At 52.3% G+C, this 26,431-nt stretch carries 21 protein-coding genes; 19 read left to right on the top strand and 2 right to left on the bottom strand.

The window, feature by feature from the left end; all coding sequences use genetic code 11:
* Nucleotides 1-25: 25 nt before the first annotated feature.
* Together glnD and map are read right to left on the bottom strand one after the other, a co-directional pair.
* The gene (glnD, locus tag HV243_RS20265) at nt 26-2,698 is read right to left on the bottom strand and encodes a bifunctional uridylyltransferase/uridylyl-removing protein GlnD (protein WP_053389220.1); all 2,673 of its coding nucleotides are present in this window, start codon (nt 2,696-2,698) and stop codon (nt 26-28) included.
* 114 nt (nt 2,699-2,812) lie between these two features.
* The gene (gene map / locus HV243_RS20260) at nt 2,813-3,607 is read right to left on the bottom strand and encodes a type I methionyl aminopeptidase (protein WP_016151757.1); all 795 of its coding nucleotides are present in this window, start codon (nt 3,605-3,607) and stop codon (nt 2,813-2,815) included.
* Between the two features lie 449 nt (nt 3,608-4,056).
* Here map and rpsB point away from each other — a divergent pair, with 449 nt between their 5' ends.
* The 19 genes from rpsB to HV243_RS20165 all read left to right on the top strand — a co-directional run bounded on the left by rpsB (nt 4,057) and on the right by HV243_RS20165 (nt 26,402).
* Nucleotides 4,057-4,782: a 30S ribosomal protein S2 gene (rpsB, locus tag HV243_RS20255; protein ID WP_016151758.1), complete on the top strand. Its 726-nt coding sequence runs from the start codon at nt 4,057-4,059 to the stop codon at nt 4,780-4,782.
* Between the two features lie 134 nt (nt 4,783-4,916).
* Nucleotides 4,917-5,768, top strand: a complete 852-nt coding sequence (gene tsf / locus HV243_RS20250) for a translation elongation factor Ts (protein WP_016151759.1) — start codon at nt 4,917-4,919, stop codon at nt 5,766-5,768.
* Nucleotides 5,769-5,913: 145 nt separating this feature from the next.
* Nucleotides 5,914-6,639, top strand: coding sequence for a UMP kinase (gene pyrH / locus HV243_RS20245; protein ID WP_005132114.1), 726 nt, complete (start codon nt 5,914-5,916; stop codon nt 6,637-6,639).
* A 139-nt stretch (nt 6,640-6,778) separates the two neighbouring features.
* Nucleotides 6,779-7,336 (top strand): ribosome recycling factor, encoded by a 558-nt coding sequence (gene frr, locus HV243_RS20240; protein ID WP_016151760.1) that lies wholly within the window; start codon nt 6,779-6,781, stop codon nt 7,334-7,336.
* Nucleotides 7,337-7,554: 218 nt separating this feature from the next.
* Nucleotides 7,555-8,751 (top strand): 1-deoxy-D-xylulose-5-phosphate reductoisomerase, encoded by a 1,197-nt coding sequence (ispC, locus tag HV243_RS20235; RefSeq protein WP_053389219.1) that lies wholly within the window; start codon nt 7,555-7,557, stop codon nt 8,749-8,751.
* A 312-nt stretch (nt 8,752-9,063) separates the two neighbouring features.
* Nucleotides 9,064-9,822: a (2E,6E)-farnesyl-diphosphate-specific ditrans,polycis-undecaprenyl-diphosphate synthase gene (ispU, locus tag HV243_RS20230; protein ID WP_003018543.1), complete on the top strand. Its 759-nt coding sequence runs from the start codon at nt 9,064-9,066 to the stop codon at nt 9,820-9,822.
* 12 nt (nt 9,823-9,834) lie between these two features.
* A complete protein-coding gene (gene cdsA, locus HV243_RS20225; protein WP_016151762.1) occupies nt 9,835-10,692 on the top strand; it encodes a phosphatidate cytidylyltransferase in 858 nt (285 codons plus the stop codon).
* A gap of 11 nt (nt 10,693-10,703) precedes the next feature.
* On the top strand, nt 10,704-12,056 hold the full coding sequence (gene rseP / locus HV243_RS20220) for a sigma E protease regulator RseP (RefSeq protein ID WP_046275344.1): 1,353 nt from the start codon (nt 10,704-10,706) through the stop codon (nt 12,054-12,056).
* Nucleotides 12,057-12,085: 29 nt separating this feature from the next.
* Nucleotides 12,086-14,500 carry an outer membrane protein assembly factor BamA gene (bamA, locus tag HV243_RS20215; protein WP_016151764.1) on the top strand — a complete coding sequence of 805 codons (2,415 nt, stop codon included), beginning with the start codon at nt 12,086-12,088 and terminating at the stop codon, nt 14,498-14,500.
* Between the two features lie 122 nt (nt 14,501-14,622).
* The gene (gene skp, locus HV243_RS20210) at nt 14,623-15,108 is read left to right on the top strand and encodes a molecular chaperone Skp (RefSeq protein ID WP_016151765.1); all 486 of its coding nucleotides are present in this window, start codon (nt 14,623-14,625) and stop codon (nt 15,106-15,108) included.
* 3 nt (nt 15,109-15,111) lie between these two features.
* Nucleotides 15,112-16,137, top strand: coding sequence for a UDP-3-O-(3-hydroxymyristoyl)glucosamine N-acyltransferase (gene lpxD / locus HV243_RS20205; RefSeq protein WP_003018531.1), 1,026 nt, complete (start codon nt 15,112-15,114; stop codon nt 16,135-16,137).
* 103 nt (nt 16,138-16,240) lie between these two features.
* Nucleotides 16,241-16,696, top strand: a complete 456-nt coding sequence (fabZ, locus tag HV243_RS20200; RefSeq protein WP_003018528.1) for a 3-hydroxyacyl-ACP dehydratase FabZ — start codon at nt 16,241-16,243, stop codon at nt 16,694-16,696.
* A 3-nt stretch (nt 16,697-16,699) separates the two neighbouring features.
* Nucleotides 16,700-17,488 (top strand): acyl-ACP--UDP-N-acetylglucosamine O-acyltransferase, encoded by a 789-nt coding sequence (lpxA, locus tag HV243_RS20195; protein WP_003018525.1) that lies wholly within the window; start codon nt 16,700-16,702, stop codon nt 17,486-17,488.
* On the top strand, nt 17,488-18,636 hold the full coding sequence (gene lpxB / locus HV243_RS20190; protein ID WP_053389218.1) for a lipid-A-disaccharide synthase: 1,149 nt from the start codon (nt 17,488-17,490) through the stop codon (nt 18,634-18,636). The genes lpxA and lpxB overlap by 1 nt, the downstream gene beginning before the upstream one ends.
* Complete coding sequence (gene rnhB, locus HV243_RS20185; protein ID WP_019078405.1) at nt 18,633-19,229, top strand: ribonuclease HII; 597 nt, start codon at nt 18,633-18,635, stop codon at nt 19,227-19,229. The genes lpxB and rnhB overlap by 4 nt, the downstream gene beginning before the upstream one ends.
* Before the next feature lie 24 nt (nt 19,230-19,253).
* Nucleotides 19,254-22,736 (top strand): DNA polymerase III subunit alpha, encoded by a 3,483-nt coding sequence (gene dnaE / locus HV243_RS20180; protein WP_016151769.1) that lies wholly within the window; start codon nt 19,254-19,256, stop codon nt 22,734-22,736.
* A 12-nt stretch (nt 22,737-22,748) separates the two neighbouring features.
* Nucleotides 22,749-23,708 carry an acetyl-CoA carboxylase carboxyl transferase subunit alpha gene (gene accA / locus HV243_RS20175; protein WP_181603868.1) on the top strand — a complete coding sequence of 320 codons (960 nt, stop codon included), beginning with the start codon at nt 22,749-22,751 and terminating at the stop codon, nt 23,706-23,708.
* Between the two features lie 99 nt (nt 23,709-23,807).
* Nucleotides 23,808-25,946 (top strand): lysine decarboxylase LdcC, encoded by a 2,139-nt coding sequence (ldcC, locus tag HV243_RS20170; RefSeq protein WP_016151770.1) that lies wholly within the window; start codon nt 23,808-23,810, stop codon nt 25,944-25,946.
* Between the two features lie 66 nt (nt 25,947-26,012).
* Nucleotides 26,013-26,402 carry a VOC family protein gene (locus tag HV243_RS20165; protein ID WP_049269214.1) on the top strand — a complete coding sequence of 130 codons (390 nt, stop codon included), beginning with the start codon at nt 26,013-26,015 and terminating at the stop codon, nt 26,400-26,402.
* Nucleotides 26,403-26,431 lie beyond the last annotated feature (29 nt).

The following is a 26,431-nucleotide window of genomic DNA, read 5'->3' as shown; positions in this document are numbered from 1 at the left end:
ACTCTTTCCATAATAAATAAAAACATTACCCTTTATCGTTTGGATTGAGGGCCTCTGTCAACCGTTGATGCACTTCCTGCTGCAGCTCATTATTAAGGGCGCGCCGGTCGGCGGTGGCGATTATGAATAAATCTTCTACTCGCTCGCCAATAGTTGTAATTCGGGCGCCATGCAGCGAAATTCCCAGATCGGCAAAAATCTGCCCGACCCGCGCCAGCAGTCCTGGCTGGTCGAGAGCGATAAGCTCAAGAAATGATTTTCGGTCGGTATGGGTCGGCAGAAAAGTGACCTCGGTATCGACGGTAAAGTGACGTAATTTTGCCGGCTGGCGACGCGGTTGCGGCGGCTGCCAGCTACGCTGGGTGATCGCCTGTTCAAGCCCAAAACGGATCGTTTCGTGTCGGTCTGACGACAGCGGGCTACCGTCTGGTTCCAGCACAATGAACGTATCCATCGCCATCCCATCGCGGGTGGTGAAAATCTGCGCATCGTGGACGCTAAGGTTGCGCCTGTCCAGTTCGGCGCAGACGGCAGCAAACAGGTAAGGGCGGTCAGGGCTCCAGATGAAAATTTCCGTCCCGCCTCGCGTGGCCTGCGGGCTGAGCAGGATCAGCGGCTTGCTGAGATCGTGTTGCAGCAGATGACGTGCATGCCAGGCCAGCTGATTTGGGCTGTGACGTACGAAATAGTTGGCGCGACAGCGCGACCAGATATGGTGTAGCGCTTCTTCATCAATGTTGTCCATGCGCAGTAGCGCCAGCGCCTGAAGCTGATGATGGCGTACGCGCTCACGCATATCCGGCGTGTTTTGCATCCCGCGCCGTAACTGTTTTTCCGTCGCGAAGTACAGCTCGCGCAGCAAGCTTTGCTTCCAGCTATTCCACAGCGTTTCGTTGGTGGCGCAAATATCTGCGACGGTCAGGCACACCAAAAAGCGCAGACGATGTTCCGTTTGCACCTCTTCGGCGAATTGCTTAATGACTTCGGGATCCTGAATATCGCGGCGTTGAGCGGTAACCGACATCAGCAAATGCTGGCGCACCAGCCACACGATCAGTTGCGTTTCGCGGGAGTTCAGACCGTGCAGTTCGGCGAATTTGAGCACATCCTGGGCGCCGAGAACCGAGTGATCGCCGCCGCGACCTTTGGCGATATCGTGGAACAGCGCGGCAATCAGAATCAGCTCCGGCTGTCGCAGACGCGGCCACAGATCCACGCACAGCGGATGGCGCTGACGGGTCTCTTCGTTAGCAAAACTTTCCAGCTTGAGCATTACGCGAATAGTGTGTTCATCCACCGTATAGGCATGAAACAGGTCAAACTGCATTTGGCCGACAATATGCGACCATTGCGGCATATAGGCCCACAACACGCTGTGGCGATGCATAGGCAGCAGGCCGCGACTTACCGCGCCCGGATGGCGCAACATACTGAGAAACAGCGAACGCGCCTCCGGGATGTAGCACAGCGGCTGCGTTAAATGACGGCGGGCATGACGTAAATGGCGCAGCGTAGTGGAGTAAATTCCGCTGATCGCGCTATTACGCACCATGATGTAAAACATCCGCAATATCGCTTCGGGTTTGCGAATAAACAGGTCGTCGTCGCGCAGATCAATCAACGTGCCGCGCAGTTGAAAGTCGTCATCAATCGGACGTGGTTTTTCATCGGCGGGCAGGGCGAGGATCGCCTCGTCGAACAGTTGCAACAGCATGTGGTTCAGTTCGCTGACCCGTCGTGTGACGCGGAAATAGTCTTTCATCATCCGCTCGATAGGCTCATTGCCTTCACCGCCGTAGTTCAGGCGTTGCGCCACGCTGAGCTGACGATCAAACAGCAGACGGTTGTCGTAACGACTAACGACCAGATGCAGGGCAAAGCGAATGCGCCACAGGATATGCAAACATTCATTCAGCTCGGCACGTTCTGCCTGCGTCAAAAAGCCGAAACCGACCATTTCATCCAGTGAGGTGGCGCCAAAATGGCGGCGGGCCACCCATTGCAGGGTATGAATATCGCGCAGGCCGCCGGGGCTACTTTTGATATCCGGCTCCAGGTTGTAGCTGGTGCCGTGATAGCGCTGGTGGCGCTGATTCTGCTCTTCAACTTTGGCTGCGTAAAACTTATCGGATGGCCAGAAACCTTCGCTAAAAATATGCTTTTGTAGCTCAAGAAACAGCGCCACATCACCAATCAGCAGGCGTGTTTCAATCAGGTTGGTGGCGACGGTTAAATCTGACAATCCTTCCAGCAGACACTCTTCCAGCGTGCGCACGCTGTGCCCAACCTCGAGCCTCACGTCCCATAGCAGCGTTAACAATTCGCCAACTTTTTCGGCCTGCGCGTCTGGTAGCTTTTTACGACTCAGGATCAGCAGGTCAATATCGGAAAGCGGATGCAGTTCGCCGCGCCCGTAACCGCCAACGGCAACCAGCGCCAGGTCGGCAATTTGACCGAAACCGGCTTCAATCCACAGACGTTGCAGTAACTGGTCAATAAACTCGGTGCGGGCTTCAATCAGCTGTTCTGCGGAAATCCCGCTGTCAAACGCGTCACCTAACCAGTGCTGGAAAGTGTCGATATGCGCTTTAATGCCGGGGCAGTTGAGATCGTGCTGCGGCCAGGTTCCGGGGTTCTGCGGTTGGCCTGGCAGGGTGGGGAGGGCAGTATTTGCGTGTTGTTCAGGAAGAGTATTCATTATGCGCCACCCATTAAAAAAGCCGGATGACGGCGTGAACGCCTTACCCGGCCTACGAAGTAGTACAATTTGTAGGCCTGATAAGATGCGGGTGCATCGCCATCAGGCAAAACATTATTCGTCGTGTGTGATGATCGCCGGGATGGTGTCATCCTTGCGTAATGTCAGAATTTCACAGCCTTTTTCCGTCACCACAATAGTATGCTCGTACTGAGCAGACAAGCTCCGATCTTTGGTTTTCACCGTCCACCCGTCTTTCATGGTGCGGATGCGGTAATCACCGGCATTCAGCATGGGTTCTACGGTGAAGGTCATGCCCGGCTGCAGTACCACACCGCCGTCGTCTGCATCGTAGTGCAGAACCTGCGGCTCTTCATGGAAGCCGCGACCGATGCCGTGACCGCAATATTCACGGACCACAGAGAAGCCTTCGCCTTCCGCGTATTTTTGAATCGCAGCGCCCAGCGTGCGCAGGCGAATACCCGGTTTTACCATCCGCAGCGCCAGATACAGGCTTTCCTGCGTGACGCGGCACAAACGCTCGCCCAGAATGGTTGGTTTGCCGACGATGAACATTTTCGAGGTATCACCGTGGAACTCGTCTTTAATCACGGTTACGTCGATGTTGACGATATCGCCGTCTTTCAGGAGCTTGGCGTCGTCCGGGATCCCATGGCACACCACTTCATTAATAGAGATGCACACGGACTTCGGATAACCGTGATAGCCCAGGCAGGCGGAAATGGCCTGCTGCTCATTCACGATGTAGTCATTACAGATGCGATCCAGTTCGCCGGTGCTGACGCCTGGCTTAACAAACGGTTCGATCATTTCCAGTACATCGGCGGCCAGACGGCCAGCGACGCGCATTTTTTCGATTTCTTCAGGGGTCTTGATTGAGATAGCCATGAATTCTGTCCATCAGTGCCGATGATATCGGCAATAATTGTTTAAGTGGTGCCAATGGTATCAGTCCGGCATACATGCTGCCAAATTGAGAATCATTCTGAACTTCGCCTTTCGTGCCACAGGTGTGTTGGCTGAAATTTTTCACTCCAGTCGCTTACTGCATGTAAGCGCCGGAGATGCAAAAAATTGGCTGCCTCCCTGTAACACGAAATTCATCGTTCATTCAGCACGCACCGCCAACAATTATTGGTGTCGGTAGCGTATTTGTGGTATAAAGCGCGCCGGACTTCCGATCCATTTGAAGACTACACACGATGGACGGGAGCGACAAATCTCACTTTGTGTAACAACACACACGTATCGGCACATATTCCGGGGTGCCCTTTGGGGTCGGTAATATGGGATGCGTGGAGGCTTAACCCCAACTTTTATATATAGAGGTTTTAATCATGGCAACTGTTTCCATGCGCGACATGCTCAAGGCTGGTGTTCACTTCGGTCACCAGACCCGTTACTGGAACCCGAAAATGAAGCCGTTCATCTTCGGTGCGCGTAACAAAGTTCACATCATCAACCTTGAGAAAACTGTACCGATGTTCAACGAAGCTCTGGCTGAACTGAACAAGATCTCTGCTCGTAAAGGTAAAATCCTTTTCGTTGGTACTAAACGCGCTGCAAGCGAAGCGGTGAAAGAAGCTGCTAACAACTGCGACCAGTTCTTCGTGAACCATCGCTGGTTGGGCGGCATGCTGACTAACTGGAAAACCGTTCGTCAGTCCATCAAACGTCTGAAAGATCTGGAAACTCAGTCTCAGGACGGTACTTTCGAAAAGCTGACCAAGAAAGAAGCGCTGATGCGTACTCGTGAGCTTGAGAAACTGGAAAACAGCCTGGGCGGTATCAAAGACATGGGCGGTCTGCCGGACGCTCTGTTCGTAATCGATGCTGACCACGAGCACATTGCTATCAAAGAAGCAAACAACCTGGGTATCCCAGTATTTGCTATCGTTGATACCAACTCTGATCCGGACGGTGTTGACTTCGTTATCCCGGGTAACGACGACGCAATCCGTGCTGTGACCCTGTACCTGGGCGCTGTAGCTACTACCGTTCGTGAAGGCCGTTCTCAGGATCTGGCTTCCCAGGCGGAAGAAAGCTTCGTAGAAGCTGAATAATAAGGCACGCTCGTTCGAGCCCCCTTATAAACCAGGTAGTATCACGTTTGGTTAGGGGCCCTTTAGGCCCCTTTTTCACTTTTAAATCTGTGCGGTTTCATGCCGGGCAGATCAAATCTTCCGAGGATTTTAGAATGGCTGAAATTACCGCATCCCTGGTAAAAGAGCTGCGTGAGCGTACTGGCGCAGGCATGATGGATTGCAAAAAAGCACTGACTGAAGCTAATGGCGACATCGAGCTGGCAATCGAAAACATGCGTAAGTCCGGCGCAATCAAAGCGGCGAAAAAAGCAGGCAACGTTGCTGCTGACGGCGTAATCAAAACCAAAATCGACGGCAACATCGCTTTCATTCTGGAAGTTAACTGCCAGACTGACTTCGTTGCTAAAGATGCTGGTTTCCAGGCATTTGCTGACAAAGTACTGGACGCTGCCGTTGCTGGCAAAATCACTGACGTTGAAGTTCTGAAAGCGCAGTTCGAAGAAGAACGTGTTGCTCTGGTTGCTAAAATCGGTGAGAACATCAACATCCGTCGCGTTGCTTCCCTGGAAGGCGAAGTTCTGGGTAACTACCAGCACGGTGCTCGTATCGGTGTTCTGGTTGCTGCAACTGGCGCTGACGAAGAGCTGGTTAAACAGCTGGCAATGCACGTTGCTGCAAGCAAGCCAGAATTCGTTAAGCCGGAAGACGTTTCTGCTGAAGTGGTAGAGAAAGAATACCAGGTTCAGCTGGACATCGCGATGCAGTCTGGTAAGCCGAAAGAAATCGCAGAGAAAATGGTTGAAGGCCGCATGAAGAAATTCACCGGCGAAGTTTCTCTGACTGGTCAGCCTTTCGTTATGGATCCGAGCAAATCTGTTGGTCAGCTGCTGAAAGAGCACAACGCTGATGTAACAGGCTTCATCCGCTTTGAAGTGGGTGAAGGTATCGAGAAAGTTGAGACTGACTTTGCAGCAGAAGTTGCTGCGATGTCCAAGCAGTCTTAATTTTTAAAGGAGCCGCCTGAGGGCGGCTTCTTTTTGTGTCTGGCTTGTAAATTCAGCGAACCGCTATAGTGGTCATGCTGAAAAGCGACATACAATGTCGCCGGAATTAATTCATCTCATTCGTTGACAGTCTCAGGAAAGAAACATGGCTACCAATGCAAAACCCGTCTACAAACGTATTCTGCTTAAGTTAAGTGGCGAAGCTCTGCAAGGTTCAGAAGGCTTCGGTATTGATGCAAGCATCCTTGACCGTATGGCTCAGGAAATCAAAGAGCTGGTTGAGCTGGGTATCCAGGTTGGCGTAGTGATTGGTGGTGGTAACCTGTTCCGTGGCGCTGGTCTGGCGAAAGCAGGGATGAACCGCGTTGTGGGCGACCACATGGGCATGTTAGCCACCGTCATGAACGGTCTGGCGATGCGCGATGCGCTTCACCGCGCCTATGTGAACGCTCGCTTGATGTCCGCTATTCCTCTGAATGGCGTGTGTGATAACTACAGCTGGGCGGAAGCAATCAGCCTGCTGCGTAACAACCGCGTTGTTATTTTGTCTGCGGGTACTGGCAATCCGTTCTTCACTACCGACTCTGCGGCTTGCCTGCGTGGTATTGAAATTGAAGCGGATGTGGTACTGAAAGCCACCAAAGTCGATGGCGTATTTACGGCTGACCCGGCTAAAGATCCAACGGCGACTATGTACGAACAGTTGACCTATGCTGAAGTACTGGATAAAGAGCTGAAAGTGATGGATCTTGCGGCGTTTACGCTGGCTCGTGACCACAAATTACCGATTCGTGTCTTTAACATGAACAAACCGGGTGCGCTGCGCCGTGTTGTTATGGGTGAAAAAGAAGGCACGTTAATCACGGAATAATTCCCGTTGCGGCTAAATGCAGGTAATATTCCGCTTTAATGTCGCGGGATACGTCCCTCAAAATTAATCAAGACTATACTTGTCACATCTTGCGTGGTGGGTATGGTCTGACTGAAACAAGCTTTCAAGGATTCGTAACGTGATCAACGATATCAGAAAAGATGCTGAAGTACGCATGGACAAATGCGTCGAAGCGTTCAAAAACCAAATCAGCAAAATTCGCACGGGCCGTGCTTCTCCTAGCCTGCTGGATGGTATTGTCGTGGAATATTACGGCACACCGACCCCGCTGCGCCAGCTGGCAAGCGTAACGGTTGAAGATTCCCGTACCCTGAAAATCAACGTGTTCGACCGTTCTATGGGGCCAGCCGTTGAGAAAGCAATTATGGCTTCCGACCTCGGTCTGAATCCAAGTTCTGCGGGTTCCGACATCCGCGTTCCGCTGCCGCCGCTGACTGAAGAACGTCGTAAAGATCTGACTAAGATCGTGCGTGGCGAAGCTGAAGGCGCGCGCGTTGCCGTACGTAACGTACGCCGTGATGCCAACGACAAAGTGAAAGCGTTGTTGAAAGAAAAAGAGATCAGCGAAGATGACGATCGCCGTTCTCAGGACGACGTACAGAAACTGACTGACGCAGCTATCAAGAAAGTTGATGCGGCGCTGGCAGAGAAAGAAACGGAACTGATGCAGTTCTGATTCGCCTGTACGCTAAAAACGCCGCTTAGAAGGCCTGAGAAGGCTGGATGGCGGCGTTTTGCTTTTTTCTGTCTATATACTCTAAATATTCGAGTTGCAGGAAGGCGGCGACGCAGGGCATCCCCGGGAGCGTACACCCGTGCGTGACAGGGGTGAACGAGGAGAGCCAACGTACATGCAACTTGAAATATGACGAGTAAAATTCTTCTGGATGTCTGATGAAGCAATTAACCATCCTGGGATCAACCGGTTCCATTGGTTGCAGTACGCTGGATGTAGTACGCCATAACCCGGAAAAATTTCGTGTTGCTGCGTTGGTGGCGGGTAAAAATGTCGTCCGTATGGTTGAGCAATGTCTGGAATTTTCTCCTCGCTATGCGGTAATGGACGATGAAAAAAGCGCTGCGTTGGTAAAAGCAGCTCTGCTGGAGCAGGGCAGTCGTACTGAGGTTATGAGCGGGCAGCAGGCTGCCTGTGATATGGCTGCGCTGGATGATGTTGATCAGGTTATGGCGGCGATTGTCGGCGCGGCGGGCTTGCTACCGACGCTGGCGGCAATCCGCGCGGGCAAAAGCATTTTGCTGGCGAATAAAGAGTCTCTGGTGACCTGCGGGCGTCTGTTTATGGACGACGTGCAACGCCACAAAGCACAGCTTTTGCCGGTAGATAGCGAACATAACGCGATTTTTCAGAGTTTACCGCAACCTATCCAACACAATCTGGGATACGCTGACCTTGAGCAAAATGGCGTCATTTCAGTTTTGCTTACCGGGTCTGGTGGCCCTTTCCGTGAAACGCCATTGCGCGATCTGGTTTCTATGACCCCCGATCAGGCATGTCGTCATCCGAATTGGTCGATGGGACGAAAAATCTCTGTCGATTCAGCCACCATGATGAATAAAGGTCTGGAATACATTGAAGCGCGTTGGTTATTTAATGCCAATGCAAGCCAGATGGAAGTGCTGATTCACCCGCAGTCGGTTATTCATTCGATGGTGCGTTATCAGGATGGTAGCGTTCTGGCACAGTTGGGGGAACCTGATATGCGTACGCCTATTGCTCATACGATGGCATGGCCAGAACGAGTGACGTCCGGCGTTAAGCCTGTCGACTTTTGCAAGCTCAGTGCGTTGACGTTTTCCGCACCTGATTACCAGCGTTATCCATGCCTGAAACTGGCGATGGACGCGTTTGAGCAAGGGCAGGCGGCGACGACCGCTTTGAACGCAGCGAATGAAATTACCGTTGCCGCATTCCTGGCGCAGCAGATCCGATTTACCGATATTGCTGACCTGAATTTATCCGTACTGGATAAGATGGATTTGCAGGAGCCACAGAGCGTTGAAGACGTGCAGAAGGTTGATGCTATCGCGCGGGAAGTCGCCAGAAAAGAAGTGATGCGACGCTCAAGCTGATGATAATCCCTCCTCGGAGAATCGCGCTATTTGTTAGCGTTGGGCTTCAGTGATATAGTCTGCGCCACTCGATCGCGGGTATTTGTTTTTTTTCGGTCGGGTAAGCCGTGGTTTGACACGGCTTTTTTGTGGATGCACAAAATCATTCAGGTTGCATCAAGGTGGCAAGTGGATGAGTCCCCTGGAGCATACAAAGAGTATGTGACTTGGGCGAAAATCACAGCCGACGAAGGAGCAGCCTGAAGGATGAAGCGCAAAAGGCTTCAGTATTCCTGAGTACCGTATAATCCTTTCAGGGACTAAAAACGCGTTATGTTGTCTGCAACTAAACCATTAAGCGAAAATTTGCCAGCACATGGTTGTCGCCATGTAGCAATTATCATGGATGGCAATGGCCGCTGGGCGAAAAAGCAAGGGAAGATTCGCGCCTTTGGACATAAGGCCGGAGCAAAGTCCGTCCGCCGGGCTGTCTCTTTTGCTGCCAATAACGGTATTGATGCGTTAACGCTGTATGCCTTTAGCAGTGAGAACTGGAACCGACCTGCGCAGGAAGTGAGCGCGTTAATGGAGCTGTTTGTGTGGGCGCTTGATAGCGAAGTGAAAAACCTGCACCGCCATAACGTACGTCTGCGTATTATCGGGGATATCAGTCGATTTAACTCACGTTTGCAAGAACGGATTCGCAAATCAGAAGCGATTACCGCCCAGAATACCGGGTTGACGCTAAATATTGCAGCGAATTACGGTGGACGGTGGGATATAGTCCAGGGAGTCAGACAACTGGCACAACAGGTGCAGGATGGTCTGCTGCGTCCAGAGCAAATCGATGAAGAGATGCTGGGGCAGCAAATTTGTATGCATGAACTGGCTCCTGTGGATTTAGTGATAAGGACTGGGGGAGAGCATCGAATTAGTAATTTTCTGTTGTGGCAAATTGCCTATGCCGAACTTTACTTTACGGATGTTCTCTGGCCCGATTTCGATGAACAAGACTTTGAAGGTGCGCTGCATGCCTTTGCTAATCGTGAGCGTCGTTTCGGCGGCACCGAGCCCGGTGATGAAAAAGCCTGATGGGGGTCGCTTTTGCTGAAGTATCGCCTGATTTCTGCTTTTGTTTTAATACCCGTTGTCATCGCGGCGCTGTTTTTGCTGCCGCCGGTGGGGTTCGCCATTGTTACGCTGGCCGTCTGTATGCTGGCCGCCTGGGAATGGGGACAGTTAAGCGGTTTTACCACGCGTACGCAGCGAGTCTGGCTGGCTGTTTTGTGCGGGCTATTGCTGGCACTGATGCTATTTTTGTTGCCGGAATACCATCGCAATATTCATCAGCCGCTGGTTGAAGTATCGCTGTGGGCGTCGCTGGGCTGGTGGGTCGTGGCGCTGTTACTGGTGCTGTTTTATCCCGGCTCTGCGTCGGTCTGGCGTAATTCCAAAACATTACGCATAATTTTCGGCGTGTTAACCATAGTCCCTTTCTTTTGGGGAATGCTGGCGCTACGTGCATGGCACTATGATGAGAATCATTATAGTGGCGCGCTATGGCTGCTGTATGTCATGATCCTCGTCTGGGGAGCGGACTCGGGTGCCTATATGTTTGGTAAGTTGTTTGGCAAACATAAGCTGGCGCCGAAGGTTTCTCCTGGTAAAACCTGGCAGGGTTTTATTGGCGGACTCGCCACTGCGGCCGTGATCTCATGGGGTTATGGCATGTGGGCGAATCTTGAGGTTGCGCCTGTCACCTTGCTTATTTGCTCCATCGTAGCAGCCCTGGCCTCCGTGCTGGGTGACCTGACCGAGAGTATGTTTAAGCGTGAAGCAGGTATTAAGGACAGTGGTCACTTAATACCAGGACACGGCGGTATTTTGGATCGTATTGATAGCCTGACGGCTGCGGTACCGGTCTTTGCCTGCCTGTTGTTACTGGTATTCAGGACACTCTAACGGATGGTCTTATGCTGAGTATTCTCTGGAATCTGGCTGCATTCATCGTTGCACTTGGTGTGCTTATCACCGTGCATGAATTTGGTCATTTCTGGGTTGCACGGCGCTGCGGAGTCCGCGTCGAACGCTTTTCCATTGGCTTTGGAAAAGCGCTTTGGCGGCGTACCGATAAATCAGGTACGGAATACGTCATCGCCCTGATTCCCCTCGGCGGTTACGTCAAGATGCTGGATGAGCGCGCTGAACCGGTCGCACCGGAGCTGCGCCATTACGCTTTCAACAATAAAACGGTTGGACAACGCGCAGCCATCATCGCCGCAGGTCCGATTGCCAACTTCCTTTTTGCTATTTTCGCGTATTGGCTGGTGTTTATCATCGGTGTCCCTGGCGTTCGTCCGGTTGTTGGTGAAATAACACCCAACTCGATTGCCGCACAGGCGCAAATTCAGCCGGGTACGGAACTAAAAGCGGTTGATGGTATCGAAACCCCTGATTGGGATGCCGTGCGATTACAACTGGTATCCAAAATTGGCGATGAACATACGACTCTCAGCGTGGCGCAGTTTGGCGGCAACCAGCGGCAGGACAAAACGCTGGATTTACGCCATTGGGCATTTGAGCCAGACAAAGAGGATCCTGTTTCCAGTTTAGGGATTCGCCCACGCGGTCCGCAGATTGAATCGGTGCTGTCAGAAGTGCAGGTAAACTCCGCTGCAAGTAAGGCGGGTTTGCAAGCTGGCGACAGGATCGTTAAAGTCAATGGTCAGCCGCTGACGCAATGGATGACGTTCGTGACGCTGGTGCGCGATAATCCGGATAAGCCGTTAGCGCTAGATATTGAAAGACAAGGAAGTTCCTTGTCTTTAACGTTAACCCCAGATTCAAAACAGGTTAACGGGAAGGCAGAGGGTTTTGCGGGCGTGGTGCCTAAAGTTATTCCTCTGCCTGATGAGTATAAGACTGTACGCCAGTATGGGCCATTCAGCGCCATCCTCGAAGCCTCGGATAAAACGTGGCAGTTGATGAAGCTGACGGTCAGTATGCTGGGAAAATTGATTACCGGTGATGTAAAACTGAACAACCTCAGTGGGCCGATTTCTATCGCCCAGGGGGCTGGGATGTCAGCGGAGTTCGGGGTTATTTATTACCTGATGTTCCTTGCGCTTATCAGCGTGAACTTAGGGATAATCAACCTGTTTCCGTTGCCCGTTCTTGACGGGGGGCATCTGCTGTTCCTGGCGATTGAAAAGCTGAAGGGCGGTCCGGTATCCGAGCGGGTTCAAGACTTTAGTTATCGCATTGGCTCTATCTTGCTGGTGTTGTTAATGGGGCTTGCACTTTTCAATGATTTCTCTCGGTTGTAAGAGAGTGTTAGGAAGAACGCATAATAACGATGGCGATGAAAAAGTTGCTCATAGCGTCGCTGCTGTTTAGCAGCGCCACCGTATACGGTGCTGAAGGGTTCGTAGTGAAAGACATTCATTTCGAAGGCCTACAGCGAGTCGCCGTTGGTGCGGCTCTCCTCAGTATGCCGGTGCGCACAGGCGACACGGTTAATGATGAAGACATCAGTAATACCATTCGTGCTCTGTTCGCCACCGGTAACTTTGAGGATGTCCGCGTCCTGCGCGATGGTGATACCCTTCTGGTTCAGGTAAAAGAACGTCCGACGATTGCCAGCATCACTTTCTCCGGTAACAAATCGGTGAAAGATGACATGCTCAAGCAAAACCTCGAGGCTTCTGGTGTGCGTGTTGGCGAGTCTCTGGATCGCACTACGCTAGCCGATATCGAAAAAGGGCTGGAAGATTTCTACTATAGCGTCGGTAAGTACAGCGCCAGTGTGAAAGCGGTGGTAACGCCGTTGCCGCGTAACCGCGTTGACCTCAAGCTGGTCTTCCAGGAAGGCGTTTCGGCGAAGATCCAACAGATCAATATCGTCGGCAACCATGCTTTCTCGACCGACGAACTGATCTCTCACTTCCAACTGCGTGATGAAGTGCCGTGGTGGAACGTGGTGGGCGATCGTAAATACCAGAAACAGAAACTGGCGGGCGATCTTGAAACCTTGCGCAGCTACTATCTGGATCGCGGTTATGCTCGCTTCAATATCGATTCCACCCAGGTTAGCCTGACGCCGGATAAAAAAGGTATCTACATTACCGTTAACATCACTGAAGGCGATCAATACAAGCTTTCAGGGGTACAGGTGAGCGGTAACCTGGCTGGGCACTCCGCCGAAATTGAGACCCTGACCAAAATCGAGCCAGGCGAACTCTATAACGGCACCAAAGTGACCAAAATGGAAGATGATATCAAGAAGCTTCTGGGTCGCTATGGCTATGCCTATCCGCGCGTACAGTCGCAACCTGAAATCAACGACGCCGACAAAACCGTTAAATTACGCGTAAACGTGGATGCAGGTAACCGTTTCTACGTGCGTAAGATTCGTTTTGAAGGTAACGACACCTCTAAAGATTCTGTTCTGCGTCGCGAAATGCGCCAGATGGAAGGTGCCTGGTTGGGTAGCGATCTGGTCGATCAGGGTAAAGAGCGTCTGAACCGTCTGGGTTACTTTGAAACTGTCGATACCGATACTCAGCGTGTACCGGGTAGCCCGGATCAGGTTGATGTGGTCTATAAGGTTAAAGAGCGTAACACCGGTAGCTTTAACTTCGGCGTTGGTTACGGTACTGAAAGCGGCGTGAGCTTCCAGGCTGGCGTTCAGCAAGATAACTGGTTAGGTACCGGTTATTCAGTCGGGATCAACGGCACCAAAAACGACTATCAGACCTATACTGAGTTGTCTGTCACCAACCCATATTTCACCGTTGATGGGGTGAGCCTTGGTGGTCGCGTTTTCTACAATGACTTTAAAGCGGATGATGCAGACCTGTCCGACTATACCAACAAAAGTTATGGTACTGACGCAACGCTCGGCTTCCCGATCAACGAATACAACACCTTACGTGCGGGTGTGGGTTATGTGCATAACTCCTTGTCTAACATGGATCCACAGGTTGCAATGCAACGTTATCTGGTTTCAATGGGTAAGGATCCTGACGCTGATAGCTTTAAATCAGACGATTTCACCTTCAACTATGGGTGGACATATAACAAGCTGGACCGTGGGTACTTCCCAACGGAAGGTACGCGTGTCAACCTGAACGGTAAAGTAACCATTCCGGGTTCTGACAACGAATACTACAAAGCGACGTTGGATACCGCGACCTATGTGCCGATCGATGACGATCACAAATGGGTTGTTCTGGGTCGCACGAAGTGGGGCTATGGTGACGGCATCGGCAGCAAAGAGATGCCGTTCTACGAGAACTTCTATGCGGGTGGTTCCAGCACCGTGCGTGGTTTCCAGTCCAACACCATCGGTCCAAAGGCTGTCTATTTACCGGCTAATCGTTATAACAACGATAGCGATTACGATAACGAATGTGACGCCACCAATACTTCACCGTGTAAATCGGATGATGCGGTGGGCGGTAACGCCATGGCTGTCGCCAGCCTGGAATTTATTACCCCGACGCCGTTTATCAGCGACAAGTATGCCAACTCGGTCCGTACCTCGTTCTTCTGGGATATGGGTACCGTTTGGGATACGAACTGGGATTCAGCTAAGTACTCTGGTTATCCGGACTACAGCGATCCGAACAATATCCGTATGTCAGCGGGTATCGCTTTACAATGGATGTCCCCATTGGGGCCGTTGGTTTTCTCCTACGCCCAGCCGTTCAAGAAGTACGATGGAGACAAAGCGGAACAGTTCCAGTTTAACATTGGTAAAACCTGGTAATTGTTCTTCGCAAAGGAATGTAGTGGTAGTGTAGCGATGACTTTAGGCGATCTTGCATGGGATCGCCTGGCCACGCAAAGAACTGTACCTTCGGGTGCAAATGGGATGGTAAGGAGTTAATTGTGAAAAAGTGGTTATTAGCTGCAGGTCTCGGTTTAGCGATGGCAACGTCCGCACAGGCTGCTGACAAAATTGCAATCGTCAACATGGGTAGCTTGTTCCAACAGGTTGCACAGAAGACGGGCGTTTCTGCTACGCTGGAAAACGAGTTCAAAGGCCGTGCCAGCGAACTGCAGCGTATGGAATCTGATCTGCAATCTAAAATGCAGCGTCTGCAATCCATGAAAGCGGGTAGCGATCGTACCAAGCTGGAAAAAGACGTCATGGCTCAGCGTCAGACTTTCTCTCAGAAAGCTCAGGCTTTTGAGCAGGATCGTGCGCGTCGTTCCAACGAAGAACGTGGCAAACTGGTTACTCGTATCCAGACAGCGGTGAAATCTGTTGCTAACAGTCAGAGCATCGATCTGGTTGTTGACGCAAACACCGTTGCATACAACAGCAGCGATGTAAAAGACATCACCGCTGACGTACTGAAACAGGTTAAATAAGTAATGCCTTCAATTCGACTGGCTGATTTAGCAGAGCAGTTGGATGCAGAATTACACGGTGATGGCGATATCGTCATCACCGGCGTAGCGTCCATGCAATCTGCGCAAACTGGCAATATCACGTTCATGGTGAATCCTAAGTACCGTGAACACTTAGGCGTATGCCAGGCCTCTGCCGTTGTGATGACGCAGGACGATCTTCCTTTTGCTAAGAGTGCTGCGCTGGTAGTGAAGAATCCCTACCTGACCTATGCACGTATGGCGCAAATCTTAGATACCACGCCGCAGCCCGCACAAAACATTGCACCGAGTGCAGTGATCGATGCGACGGCGAAGCTGGGTAATAATGTTTCTGTGGGCGCAAATGCGGTCATTGAGTCTGGCGTAGAACTGGGCGATAACGTCGTTATCGGCGCAGGCTGCTTCGTCGGAAAAAATACTAAAATCGGCGCAGGTTCACGCTTGTGGGCGAATGTGACGATTTACCACGACATTCAGATCGGTGAGAATTGCCTGATCCAGTCCAGCACTGTCGTCGGATCTGATGGATTTGGTTACGCGAACGATCGCGGTAACTGGGTGAAGATCCCGCAGCTTGGTCGCGTGATTATCGGCGATCGCGTCGAGATCGGCGCTTGTACCACCATTGACCGTGGTGCGCTGGACGATACTGTGATCGGTAATGGTGTTATCATTGATAACCAGTGCCAGATTGCGCATAACGTTGTGATTGGCGACAATACGGCGGTAGCCGGTGGCGTCATTATGGCGGGTAGCCTGAAGATTGGCCGTTACTGCATGATTGGCGGCGCCAGCGTGATCAATGGGCATATGGAAATATGCGATAAAGTCACGGTTACTGGCATGGGTATGGTGATGCGTCCTATCACCGAACCTGGCGTCTATTCCTCAGGCATTCCGCTACAGCCCAATAAGGTATGGCGTAAAACAGCTGCACTGGTGATGAATATTGATGATATGAGCAAGCGTCTCAAAGCGATTGAGCGCAAGGTTAATCAACAAGACTAAAGCACCGTTTTTGCATGTCTGACTTTTCGGCCTGTCCCATTCATACGATTGCGACAGGCCGTGTTATTATTGCCTTTTAGTATATTTTGACAGGAAGAGTATTTTGACTACTAACACTCATACTCTGCATATTGAAGAGATTTTAGAACTTCTGCCGCACCGTTTTCCGTTTCTGCTGGTTGACCGCGTGCTGGATTTTGAAGAAGGTCGCTTTCTGCGCGCAGTGAAAAATGTATCTGTTAACGAGCCTTTCTTCCAGGGCCACTTCCCGGGTAAACCTATTTTCCCAGGCGTACTGATTCTGGAAGCAATGGCGCAGGCCACTGGTATCCTCGCGTTTAAAAGCGTAGGGAAACTGGAACCAGGTGAACTGTACTATTTTGCGGGTATTGACGAAGCGCGCTTTAAGCGTCCTGTCGTGCCAGGCGATCAGATGATCATGGAAGTGACTTTCGAGAAAACGCGCCGCGGCCTGACCCGTTTTAAAGGGGTTGCGCTGGTCGACGGTAAAGTTGTGTGCGAAGCAACGATGATGTGTGCCCGTAGCCGGGAGGCCTGATACGTGATTGATAAATCCGCCTTTATTCACCCAACTGCCATTGTGGAAGAAGGCGCCAGCATTGGCGCTAACGCTCACATTGGCCCATTTTGTATTGTTGGACCCCATGTTGAAATTGGTGAGGGTACCGTACTGAAGTCTCACGTTGTCGTGAATGGCCATACAAAAATTGGTCGCGATAACGAGATCTATCAGTTTGCCTCCATCGGTGAAGTTAACCAGGATCTGAAATATGCTGGCGAACCGACCCGCGTGGAAATTGGCGATCGCAACCGCATCCGCGAAAGCGTCACCATTCATCGTGGCACAGTGCAGGGCGGTGGAGTGACGAAGGTGGGCAGCGATAACTTACTGATGATTAATGCGCACGTCGCGCATGATTGCACGGTAGGCAACCGCTGTATTCTGGCGAATAACGCCACGCTTGCCGGGCATGTATCGCTGGATGATTTTGTTATCATCGGCGGCATGACTGCGGTGCATCAGTTCTGCATCATCGGCGCGCATGTGATGGTTGGCGGCTGTTCTGGCGTTGCTCAGGACGTGCCTCCATACGTTATCGCCCAGGGCAACCACGCAACGCCATTTGGCGTCAATATCGAAGGTCTGAAGCGTCGTGGATTCACCCGCGAAGCGATTACCGCGATTCGTAATGCCTACAAAGCGTTGTACCGTAGCGGTAAAACGCTGGAAGAAGTGAAACCGGAAATCGCGGAACTGGCGAAACAGTACCCTGAAGTTCAGGCTTTCAGCGACTTCTTTGAGCGCTCAACGCGTGGTCTGATTCGTTAATGACTGAGCAGCGTCCTTTAACGATTGCCCTCGTCGCCGGAGAAACCTCCGGCGATATTCTTGGTGCAGGGTTAATTCGTGCACTCAAGGCTCGCGTTCCCAATGCGCGTTTTGTTGGCGTGGCGGGTCCGCTGATGCAGGCCGAAGGCTGTGAAGCCTGGTACGAAATGGAAGAGCTGGCGGTAATGGGCATTGTTGAAGTGCTCGGACGCCTGCGCCGTTTACTGCATATTCGCGCCGATCTCACTCGCCGATTTACCGACTTAAAGCCGGATGTTTTCGTCGGTATTGATGCGCCTGATTTCAATATTACCCTCGAAGGGAATTTGAAAAAGCAGGGCATTAAAACCATTCATTACGTCAGCCCCTCTGTGTGGGCCTGGCGACAGAAACGCGTTTTCAAAATAGGCAGATCCACCAATATGGTGCTGGCCTTTCTGCCTTTCGAAAAAGCGTTTTATGACAAATTTAACGTCCCGTGCCGCTTTATCGGTCATACCATGGCAGATGCCATGCCGTTGGACCCGGATAAAAACGCGGCTCGCGATGTTCTGGGTATTCCCTATGACGCTCACTGCCTGGCGCTATTGCCAGGAAGTCGTGGCGCAGAAGTGGAGATGCTCAGCGCCGATTTTCTGAAAACGGCGCAGTTGTTACGCCAGCATTATCCAGATCTCGAAGTGGTAGTGCCGTTGGTGAATGCCAAACGTCGCGAGCAGTTTGAGCGCATTAAAGCTGAAGTTGCACCGGAGCTTTCCGTACATCTGCTTAATGGGATGGGACGTGAAGCGATGGTTGCCAGCGATGCCGCACTGCTGGCTTCCGGCACCGCTGCGCTGGAATGTATGCTGGCAAAATGCCCGATGGTGGTTGGCTATCGTATGAAACCTTTCACCTTCTGGCTGGCAAAGCGTCTGGTGAAGACCGATTACGTTTCGCTACCTAACCTGCTGGCGGGAAGAGAACTGGTTAAAGAGCTGTTGCAGGAAGAGTGCGAACCGCAGGCGCTGTCGCAAGCGCTGTTGCCGTTGCTGGCGAATGGCAAAACCAGCCATGCAATGCACGACACATTCCGTGAACTGCATCAGCAGATCCGTTGCAACGCTGATGAGCAGGCGGCGGATGCGGTCCTGGAGTTAGCGCAATGATTGAATTTGTATATCCGCATACGCATTTAGTGGCGGGTGTAGATGAAGTTGGACGTGGTCCTTTGGTCGGCGCGGTCGTCACTGCCGCCGTCATTCTGGATCCGGCTCGCCCTATTATCGGTCTTAACGACTCAAAAAAACTGTCGGAAAAACGTCGCCTGGCGCTATTCGATGAGATTAAAGAAAAAGCGTTAAGCTGGAGCCTGGGGCGTGCGGAACCACATGAAATCGACGAGTTGAATATTTTACATGCCACTATGCTGGCCATGCAGCGTGCGGTTGCGGGTCTGCATATAGCGCCGGAATACGTACTGATCGACGGCAATCGTTGCCCGGCATTACCGGTGCCATCGCTGGCGGTGGTAAAAGGTGATAGCCGTGTGGCGGAGATTAGCGCGGCGTCGATACTGGCAAAAGTCACTCGTGATGCTGAAATGGCGGCCCTGGATACGGTGTTCCCGCAGTATGGCTTTGCACAGCACAAAGGCTATCCAACCGCTTTTCATCTGGAAAAGTTGGCAATGCATGGCGCAACAGAGCACCATCGCCGTAGTTTTGGCCCCGTCAAACGCGCACTGGGACTCACGTCCTGATTCTTGTGTCGAAGGAATCTGAAGATGTCTGAACCTCGTTTCGTCCACCTGCGGGTGCACAGCGACTACTCCATGATCGATGGGCTGGCGAAAACCGGGCCGCTGGTGAAAAAGGCGGCCGCGTTAGGCATGCCTGCGCTGGCGATCACCGATTTTACCAACCTGTGTGGTCTGGTGAAGTTTTACGGAGCGGGTCACGGTGCGGGTATCAAGCCGATAGTTGGCGCAGATTTTCATGTCCGTAGCGAGCTGCTGGGCGATGAACTCACGCAGCTCACCGTGCTGGCCGCAAACAATACTGGCTATCAGAACCTGACGTTGTTGATATCGAAAGCCTATCAGCGTGGTTATGGCGCAGAAGGGCCGGTCATCGACCGGGATTGGCTGGCCGAGTTAAAAGAAGGTTTGATTTTGCTCTCCGGCGGCCGCATGGGCGACGTCGGGCGCAGCCTGCTGCGCGGTAATAGCGCACTGGTTGATGAGTGCGTAGCGTTTTACGAAGAACATTTTCCAAATTGCTACTTCCTCGAGCTTATCCGTACCGGTAGGCAAGATGAAGAAAATTATCTGCATGCAGCGGTAGAACTGGCGGAAAGGCGTGGTCTTCCGGTGGTGGCGACCAACGATGTTCGTTTCCTTGAAACCGGTGATTTTGACGCGCATGAAATCCGCGTGGCAATCCATGACGGGTTCACCCTTGACGACCCGAAACGCCCGCGTAATTATTCGCCGCAGCAGTACATGCGTAGCGAAGATGAGATGTGCGAGCTGTTTTCCGATATTCCGGAAGCGCTGCAAAACACCGTTGAGATAGCTAAGCGCTGTAACGTGACGGTACGTCTGGGGGAGTATTTCCTGCCACAGTTCCCGACCGGTGATATGACCACCGAGGATTTCCTCGTGGCGAAATCGCGCGAAGGTCTGGAAGAACGTCTGGCGTTTTTGTTCCCGGACCCTGAAGTTCGCGCGCAGAAGCGCCCGCCTTATGACGAACGTCTGGAAGTTGAACTTAAAGTTATCAACCAGATGGGATTTCCTGGCTACTTCCTGATCGTGATGGAATTTATCCAGTGGTCGAAAGATAACGGCGTACCGGTAGGCCCTGGACGTGGTTCCGGTGCCGGCTCGCTTGTCGCCTATGCGCTGAAAATTACCGACCTGGATCCGCTGGAATTTGACCTGCTGTTCGAACGTTTCCTGAACCCGGAACGTGTCTCAATGCCCGACTTCGACGTTGACTTCTGTATGGAGAAACGCGACCGGGTAATTGAACACGTGGCGGAAATGTACGGTCGTGATGCGGTTTCGCAGATTATTACCTTCGGTACGATGGCGGCCAAAGCGGTTATCCGCGACGTGGGGCGCGTGCTGGGACACCCGTACGGCTTCGTGGACCGTATTTCGAAACTGGTGCCGCCCGATCCGGGCATGACGCTGGCAAAAGCCTTTGAAGCCGAACCCCAACTGCCGGAAATCTATGAGGCAGATGAAGAGGTTAAAGCGCTGATCGATATGGCGCGTAAGCTGGAAGGTGTCACGCGTAACGCCGGTAAACACGCCGGTGGTGTAGTTATCGCGCCGACCAAAATTACCGATTTTGCGCCGCTGTACTGCGATGAACAGGGGCTGCACCCGGTTACTCAGTTTGATAAGAACGACGTGGAATATGCTGGCCTTGTGAAGTTCGACTTCCTCGGCCTGCGTACGCTCACCATCATCAACTGGGCGCTGGAAATGATTAACGCGCGCCGTGAAAAGAACGGCGAGCCGCCGCTGGATATCGCCGCTATCCCGCTGGATGACAAGAAAAGCTTCGACATGCTGCAACGCTCGGAGACCACGGCGGTCTTCCAGCTTGAATCCCGCGGCATGAAAGATCTTATCAAACGTCTGCAGCCTGACTGCTTCGAAGATATGATCGCCCTGGTGGCCCTATTCCGTCCCGGTCCGCTACAGTCGGGGATGGTAGATAACTTTATCGACCGTAAGCATGGTCGCGAAGAGATTTCCTACCCGGACGTACAATGGCAGCATGAGTGTCTGAAACCGGTACTGGAGCCGACCTACGGCATTATCCTGTATCAGGAACAGGTTATGCAGATTGCCCAGGAGTTGTCCGGATATACCCTTGGCGGTGCGGACATGTTGCGTCGTGCGATGGGTAAGAAAAAGCCGGAAGAGATGGCTAAGCAGCGCGGCACCTTTGAAGAAGGGGCGAAAAAGCGCGGCGTCGACGGCGAACTGGCGATGAAAATCTTTGACCTGGTGGAAAAATTCGCCGGTTACGGATTTAACAAATCGCACTCCGCTGCCTATGCGCTGGTCTCTTACCAGACGCTATGGCTGAAGGCGCATTACCCCGCCGAGTTTATGGCGGCGGTAATGACCGCCGATATGGATAACACCGAGAAAGTGGTCGGGCTGGTGGATGAATGCTGGCGTATGGGGCTCAAAATCCTGCCGCCGGATATCAACTCCGGGCTTTATCATTTTCACGTGAATGATGATGGCGAAATTGTCTATGGCATCGGCGCGATAAAAGGCGTGGGTGAAGGGCCAATTGAAGCTATTATTGAGGCGCGCAACGAAGGCGGTTACTTCCGCGAGCTGTTTGATCTCTGTGCGCGCACGGACATCAAAAAACTCAACCGCCGGGTGCTGGAAAAGTTAATCATGTCCGGGGCGTTTGACCGCCTTGGCCCACATCGCGCGGCGTTGATGAATTCACTCAACGATGCGCTAAAAGCCGCCGATCAGCATGCGAAAGCCGAGGCAACGGGTCAGGCGGACATGTTTGGCGTGCTGGCTGAAGAGCCGGAACAAATTGAACAGTCTTATGCTAACTGTACACCGTGGCCGGAGCAGGTGGTATTAGAGGGGGAACGTGAAACGTTAGGGCTTTACCTGACGGGACACCCCATCAACCAGTATTTAAAAGAAATTGAGCGCTATGTTGGAGGCCACAGGCTGAAAGACATGCATCCGACAGAACGTGGTAAAGTCACCACGGCTGCGGGGCTCGTCATTGCTGCGCGGGTAATGGTCACCAAGCGCGGCAATCGTATCGGCATCTGTACCCTGGATGACCGTTCTGGGCGTCTGGAAGTTATGTTGTTTACCGATGCCCTGGATAAATACCAGCAATTGCTGGAAAAAGACCGCATACTTATCGTCAGCGGACAGGTCAGCTTTGATGACTTCAGCGGCGGGCTTAAAATGATGGCCCGTGAAGTCATGGATATTGACGAAGCCCGGGAAAAATATGCTCGCGGGCTTGCTATCTCGCTGACGGACAGGCAAATTGATGACCAGCTTTTAAACCGACTCCGTCAGTCTCTGGAACCCCACCGCTCGGGGACAATTCCAGTACATCTCTACTATCAGAGGGCGGATGCACGTGCGCGATTGCGTTTTGGCGCAACGTGGCGTGTCTCTCCGAGCGATCGTTTGCTAAACGATCTCCGTGGCCTTATTGGTTCGGAGCAGGTGGAACTGGAGTTTGACTAATACAGGAATACTATGAGTCTGAATTTCCTTGATTTTGAACAGCCGATTGCAGAGCTGGAAGCAAAAATCGATTCTCTGACTGCGGTTAGCCGTCAGGATGAGAAACTGGATATTAACATCGATGAAGAAGTGCATCGTCTGCGTGAAAAAAGCGTAGAGCTGACGCGTAAAATCTTCGCCGATCTTGGCGCATGGCAGGTAGCCCAGCTGGCGCGCCATCCACAGCGTCCGTACACCCTGGATTATGTCCGCCTGGCATTTGATGAATTTGATGAGCTGGCGGGCGATCGTGCCTATGCGGATGATAAAGCTATTGTCGGCGGCATCGCGCGTCTGGATGGCCGTCCGGTGATGATCATTGGTCATCAGAAAGGCCGTGAGATCAAAGAAAAAATTCGTCGTAATTTCGGCATGCCGGCACCGGAAGGCTATCGCAAAGCGCTGCGTCTGATGGAAATGGCCGAGCGTTTCAATATGCCGATCATTACCTTCATCGACACCCCAGGGGCTTATCCGGGCGTGGGTGCGGAAGAACGTGGTCAGTCTGAAGCGATTGCGCGCAACCTGCGTGAAATGTCGCGTCTGAGCGTACCGGTAATCTGCACCGTTATTGGTGAAGGTGGTTCCGGCGGCGCGCTGGCGATCGGCGTAGGCGATAAAGTGAATATGCTGCAATACAGCACCTATTCCGTTATCTCCCCGGAAGGTTGTGCCTCCATTCTGTGGAAAAGCGCCGACAAAGCACCGCTGGCCGCAGAAGCGATGGGGATTATCGCGCCGCGTCTGAAAGAGCTGAAGCTTATCGACTCTATCATCCCGGAACCGCTGGGCGGCGCGCACCGCAACCCGGAAGTGATGGCTGCGTCCCTGAAAGCACAGCTGCTGGCCGATCTCGCCGATCTCGACGTGTTAAGCAAAGATGATTTGAAAAACCGTCGTTACCAGCGTCTGATGAGCTACGGTTACGCGTAAACTGCATTAATTCTGAAAAGGGCCACAACGCTGTGGCCCTTTTTTTTACCTGTGGTTTCACCAGGCTATGATTAACTAAGGTTTTTCCAGGAGGAACGCATGAATATCATTGCCATCATGGGACCGCATGGCGTCTTTTATAAAGATGAGCCCATCAAGGAACTTGAGCGTGCGCTGCAACAGCAGGGGTTTCAGATTATCTGGCCGCAGAATAGCGTCGACCTGCTTAAGTTTATCGAACATAACCCACGAATTTGCGGTGTCATTTTTGACTGGGATGAATACAGTCTGGATCTGTGCAGTGACATCAACCAGCTCAACGAGTATCTCCCGCTCTACGCCTTTATTAATACCCATTCGACGATGGATGTCAGCGCGCACGACCTGCGCATGGCGCTGTGGTTTTTTGAGTATGCGCTGGGCCAGTCTGAAGATATTGCAACCCGCATCCGTCAGTACACCAGCGAATACCTCGATAACATCACGCCTCCTTTCACCAAGGCGCTGTTTACCTATGTGAAGGAAGGAAAGTACACCTTCTGCACACCCGGACATATGGCGGGAACGGCGTATCAGAAAAGCCCGGTCGGCTGCCTGTTCTATGATTTCTTTGGCGGCAATACGCTGAAGGCCGACGTGTCTATTTCCGTGACTGAACTCGGATCGCTGCTGGATCATACCGGCCCGCATCTGGAAGCGGAGGAGTATATCGCGCGCACCTTTGGCGCCGAGCAGAGCTATATGGTGACCAACGGCACCTCGACGTCGAACAAGATTGTCGGCATGTATGCCGCGCCTTCAGGCAGTACGCTCCTGATTGATCGCAACTGTCATAAGTCGCTGGCGCATTTGCTCATGATGAGCGATGTGGTGCCAATCTGGCTGAAGCCTACGCGCAATGCGCTGGGGATCCTCGGCGGTATACCTCGTCGGGAATTCACCCGCGCAAGCATTGAACGCAAGGTAGAAGAGACCCCTCAGGCACTATGGCCGGTACACGCGGTGATCACCAATTCCACCTATGACGGCCTGTTGTATAACACCAACTGGATCAAGCAAACCCTGGATGTGCCCTCCATTCATTTTGATTCTGCTTGGGTGCCGTATACCCATTTTCACCCGATCTATCAGGGGAAAAGCGGGATGAGCGGCGAACGGGTGCCGGGGAAAGTGATTTTTGAAACCCAGTCAACCCACAAGATGCTGGCGGCACTATCACAGGCTTCACTGATCCACATTAAGGGCGACTACGACGAAGAGACGTTCAACGAAGCCTTTATGATGCACACTTCCACTTCTCCGAGCTACCCGATTGTCGCGTCGATAGAAACGGCGGCGGCAATGCTGCGTGGCAATTCAGGCAAGCGGTTAATCAATCGTTCGGTGGAGCGGGCGCTGCATTTCCGTAAAGAAGTGCAGCGGCTACGCGAAGAGTCGGATGGCTGGTTCTTTGATATCTGGCAGCCGGAAAGAGTCGATGAAGCGGAGTGCTGGCCGGTAGCGCCTGGTGAAGACTGGCACGGATTTGTTGATGCTGACGCCGACCATATGTTCCTCGACCCGGTGAAGGTCACCATTCTTACGCCGGGAATGGATGAACAGGGAAATATGAGTGAAGAGGGGATCCCTGCGGCGCTGGTGGCGAAATTCCTTGATGAGCGCGGCGTCGTTGTCGAGAAAACGGGACCGTATAATCTCTTGTTCCTGTTCAGTATTGGCATTGATAAAACCCGGGCAATGGGGCTACTGCGCGGCCTGACGGAATTTAAACGCTCGTACGATCTGAATTTACGCGTGAAAAATATGCTGCCGGATCTGTATGCCGAGGATCCCGATTTCTATCGTAATATGCGTATTCAGGATCTGGCGCAGGGGATCCATAAGCTGATCCGCCAGCACGATCTCTCCGGGCTGATGCTGCGGGCATTTGATACCTTACCGGAAATGAAAATGACCCCGCACCAGGCCTGGCAGCGGCAGATCAAAGGTGAGGTCGAAACGGTGGCGCTCGATCAACTGGTGGGGCGCATTTCTGCCAATATGATTCTGCCTTATCCTCCCGGTGTGCCGCTCTTGATGCCCGGGGAAATGATCACGGCCAAAAGTCGGGCTGTACTCGATTTTCTGCTGATGTTGTGTTCAGTGGGCCATCACTATCCTGGATTTGAAACCGATATCCATGGCGCTAAACTGGGTGAAGATGGCGTGTATCGCGTGCGAGTCCTAAAAATGGCATGACGACTTGCGTGAACCCATTACGCACGAGTAACGTGCTGGCAGAAAAACGAAAGAGGCGATGACGCTATGCTGGGATTAAAACAGGTTCACCATATTGCCATTATTGCGACGGACTACGCGGCGAGTAAGGCATTTTACTGTGATGTGCTGGGCTTTACGCTAATCAGCGAAGCCTACCGGGAAGAACGTGACTCGTGGAAGGGGGATCTGGCATTGAACGGTCAGTATGTGATTGAGCTTTTTTCTTTTCCATTTCCGCCTTGCCGTCCGAGCCGACCGGAAGCCTGCGGTTTACGCCATCTGGCGTTCAGCGTAGATGACGTGGAAAAAGCGATCACGCATCTGGAAGCTCACCACGTGAAGTGCGAATCCGTGCGTATCGATCCGTTTACCGGCAAACGCTTTACGTTTTTTAACGATCCGGACGGATTACCGCTCGAACTGTACGAGCTGTAAGTCTTATCATTGTGGCATTAGCCCGGCAA

The organism is Citrobacter sp. RHBSTW-00599 (genome assembly GCF_013784065.1).
Classification (GTDB): Bacteria; Pseudomonadota; Gammaproteobacteria; order Enterobacterales; family Enterobacteriaceae; genus Citrobacter; species Citrobacter braakii.
The sequence above is the reverse complement of the archived record's forward strand: the minus strand, read 5'-3'. Positions and strand labels throughout refer to the sequence as shown.

Excerpts from the sequence above, each read along its gene's own strand:
- tsf (WP_016151759.1), top strand. The coding sequence starts at position 4,917 with ATGGCTGAAATTACCGCATCCCTGGTAAAAGAGCTGCGTGAGCGTACT.
- glnD (WP_053389220.1), bottom strand. The coding sequence starts at position 2,698 with ATGAATACTCTTCCTGAACAACACGCAAATACTGCCCTCCCCACCCTG.
- ispC (WP_053389219.1), top strand. The coding sequence starts at position 7,555 with ATGAAGCAATTAACCATCCTGGGATCAACCGGTTCCATTGGTTGCAGT.
- map (WP_016151757.1), bottom strand. The coding sequence starts at position 3,607 with ATGGCTATCTCAATCAAGACCCCTGAAGAAATCGAAAAAATGCGCGTC.
- ispU (WP_003018543.1), top strand. The coding sequence starts at position 9,064 with ATGTTGTCTGCAACTAAACCATTAAGCGAAAATTTGCCAGCACATGGT.
- ldcC (WP_016151770.1), top strand. The coding sequence starts at position 23,808 with ATGAATATCATTGCCATCATGGGACCGCATGGCGTCTTTTATAAAGAT.
- pyrH (WP_005132114.1), top strand. The coding sequence starts at position 5,914 with ATGGCTACCAATGCAAAACCCGTCTACAAACGTATTCTGCTTAAGTTA.
- rseP (WP_046275344.1), top strand. The coding sequence starts at position 10,704 with ATGCTGAGTATTCTCTGGAATCTGGCTGCATTCATCGTTGCACTTGGT.
- accA (WP_181603868.1), top strand. The coding sequence starts at position 22,749 with ATGAGTCTGAATTTCCTTGATTTTGAACAGCCGATTGCAGAGCTGGAA.
- rnhB (WP_019078405.1), top strand. The coding sequence starts at position 18,633 with ATGATTGAATTTGTATATCCGCATACGCATTTAGTGGCGGGTGTAGAT.
- rpsB (WP_016151758.1), top strand. The coding sequence starts at position 4,057 with ATGGCAACTGTTTCCATGCGCGACATGCTCAAGGCTGGTGTTCACTTC.
- lpxD (WP_003018531.1), top strand. The coding sequence starts at position 15,112 with ATGCCTTCAATTCGACTGGCTGATTTAGCAGAGCAGTTGGATGCAGAA.
- dnaE (WP_016151769.1), top strand. The coding sequence starts at position 19,254 with ATGTCTGAACCTCGTTTCGTCCACCTGCGGGTGCACAGCGACTACTCC.
- HV243_RS20165 (WP_049269214.1), top strand. The coding sequence starts at position 26,013 with ATGCTGGGATTAAAACAGGTTCACCATATTGCCATTATTGCGACGGAC.
- bamA (WP_016151764.1), top strand. The coding sequence starts at position 12,086 with ATGGCGATGAAAAAGTTGCTCATAGCGTCGCTGCTGTTTAGCAGCGCC.
- lpxB (WP_053389218.1), top strand. The coding sequence starts at position 17,488 with ATGACTGAGCAGCGTCCTTTAACGATTGCCCTCGTCGCCGGAGAAACC.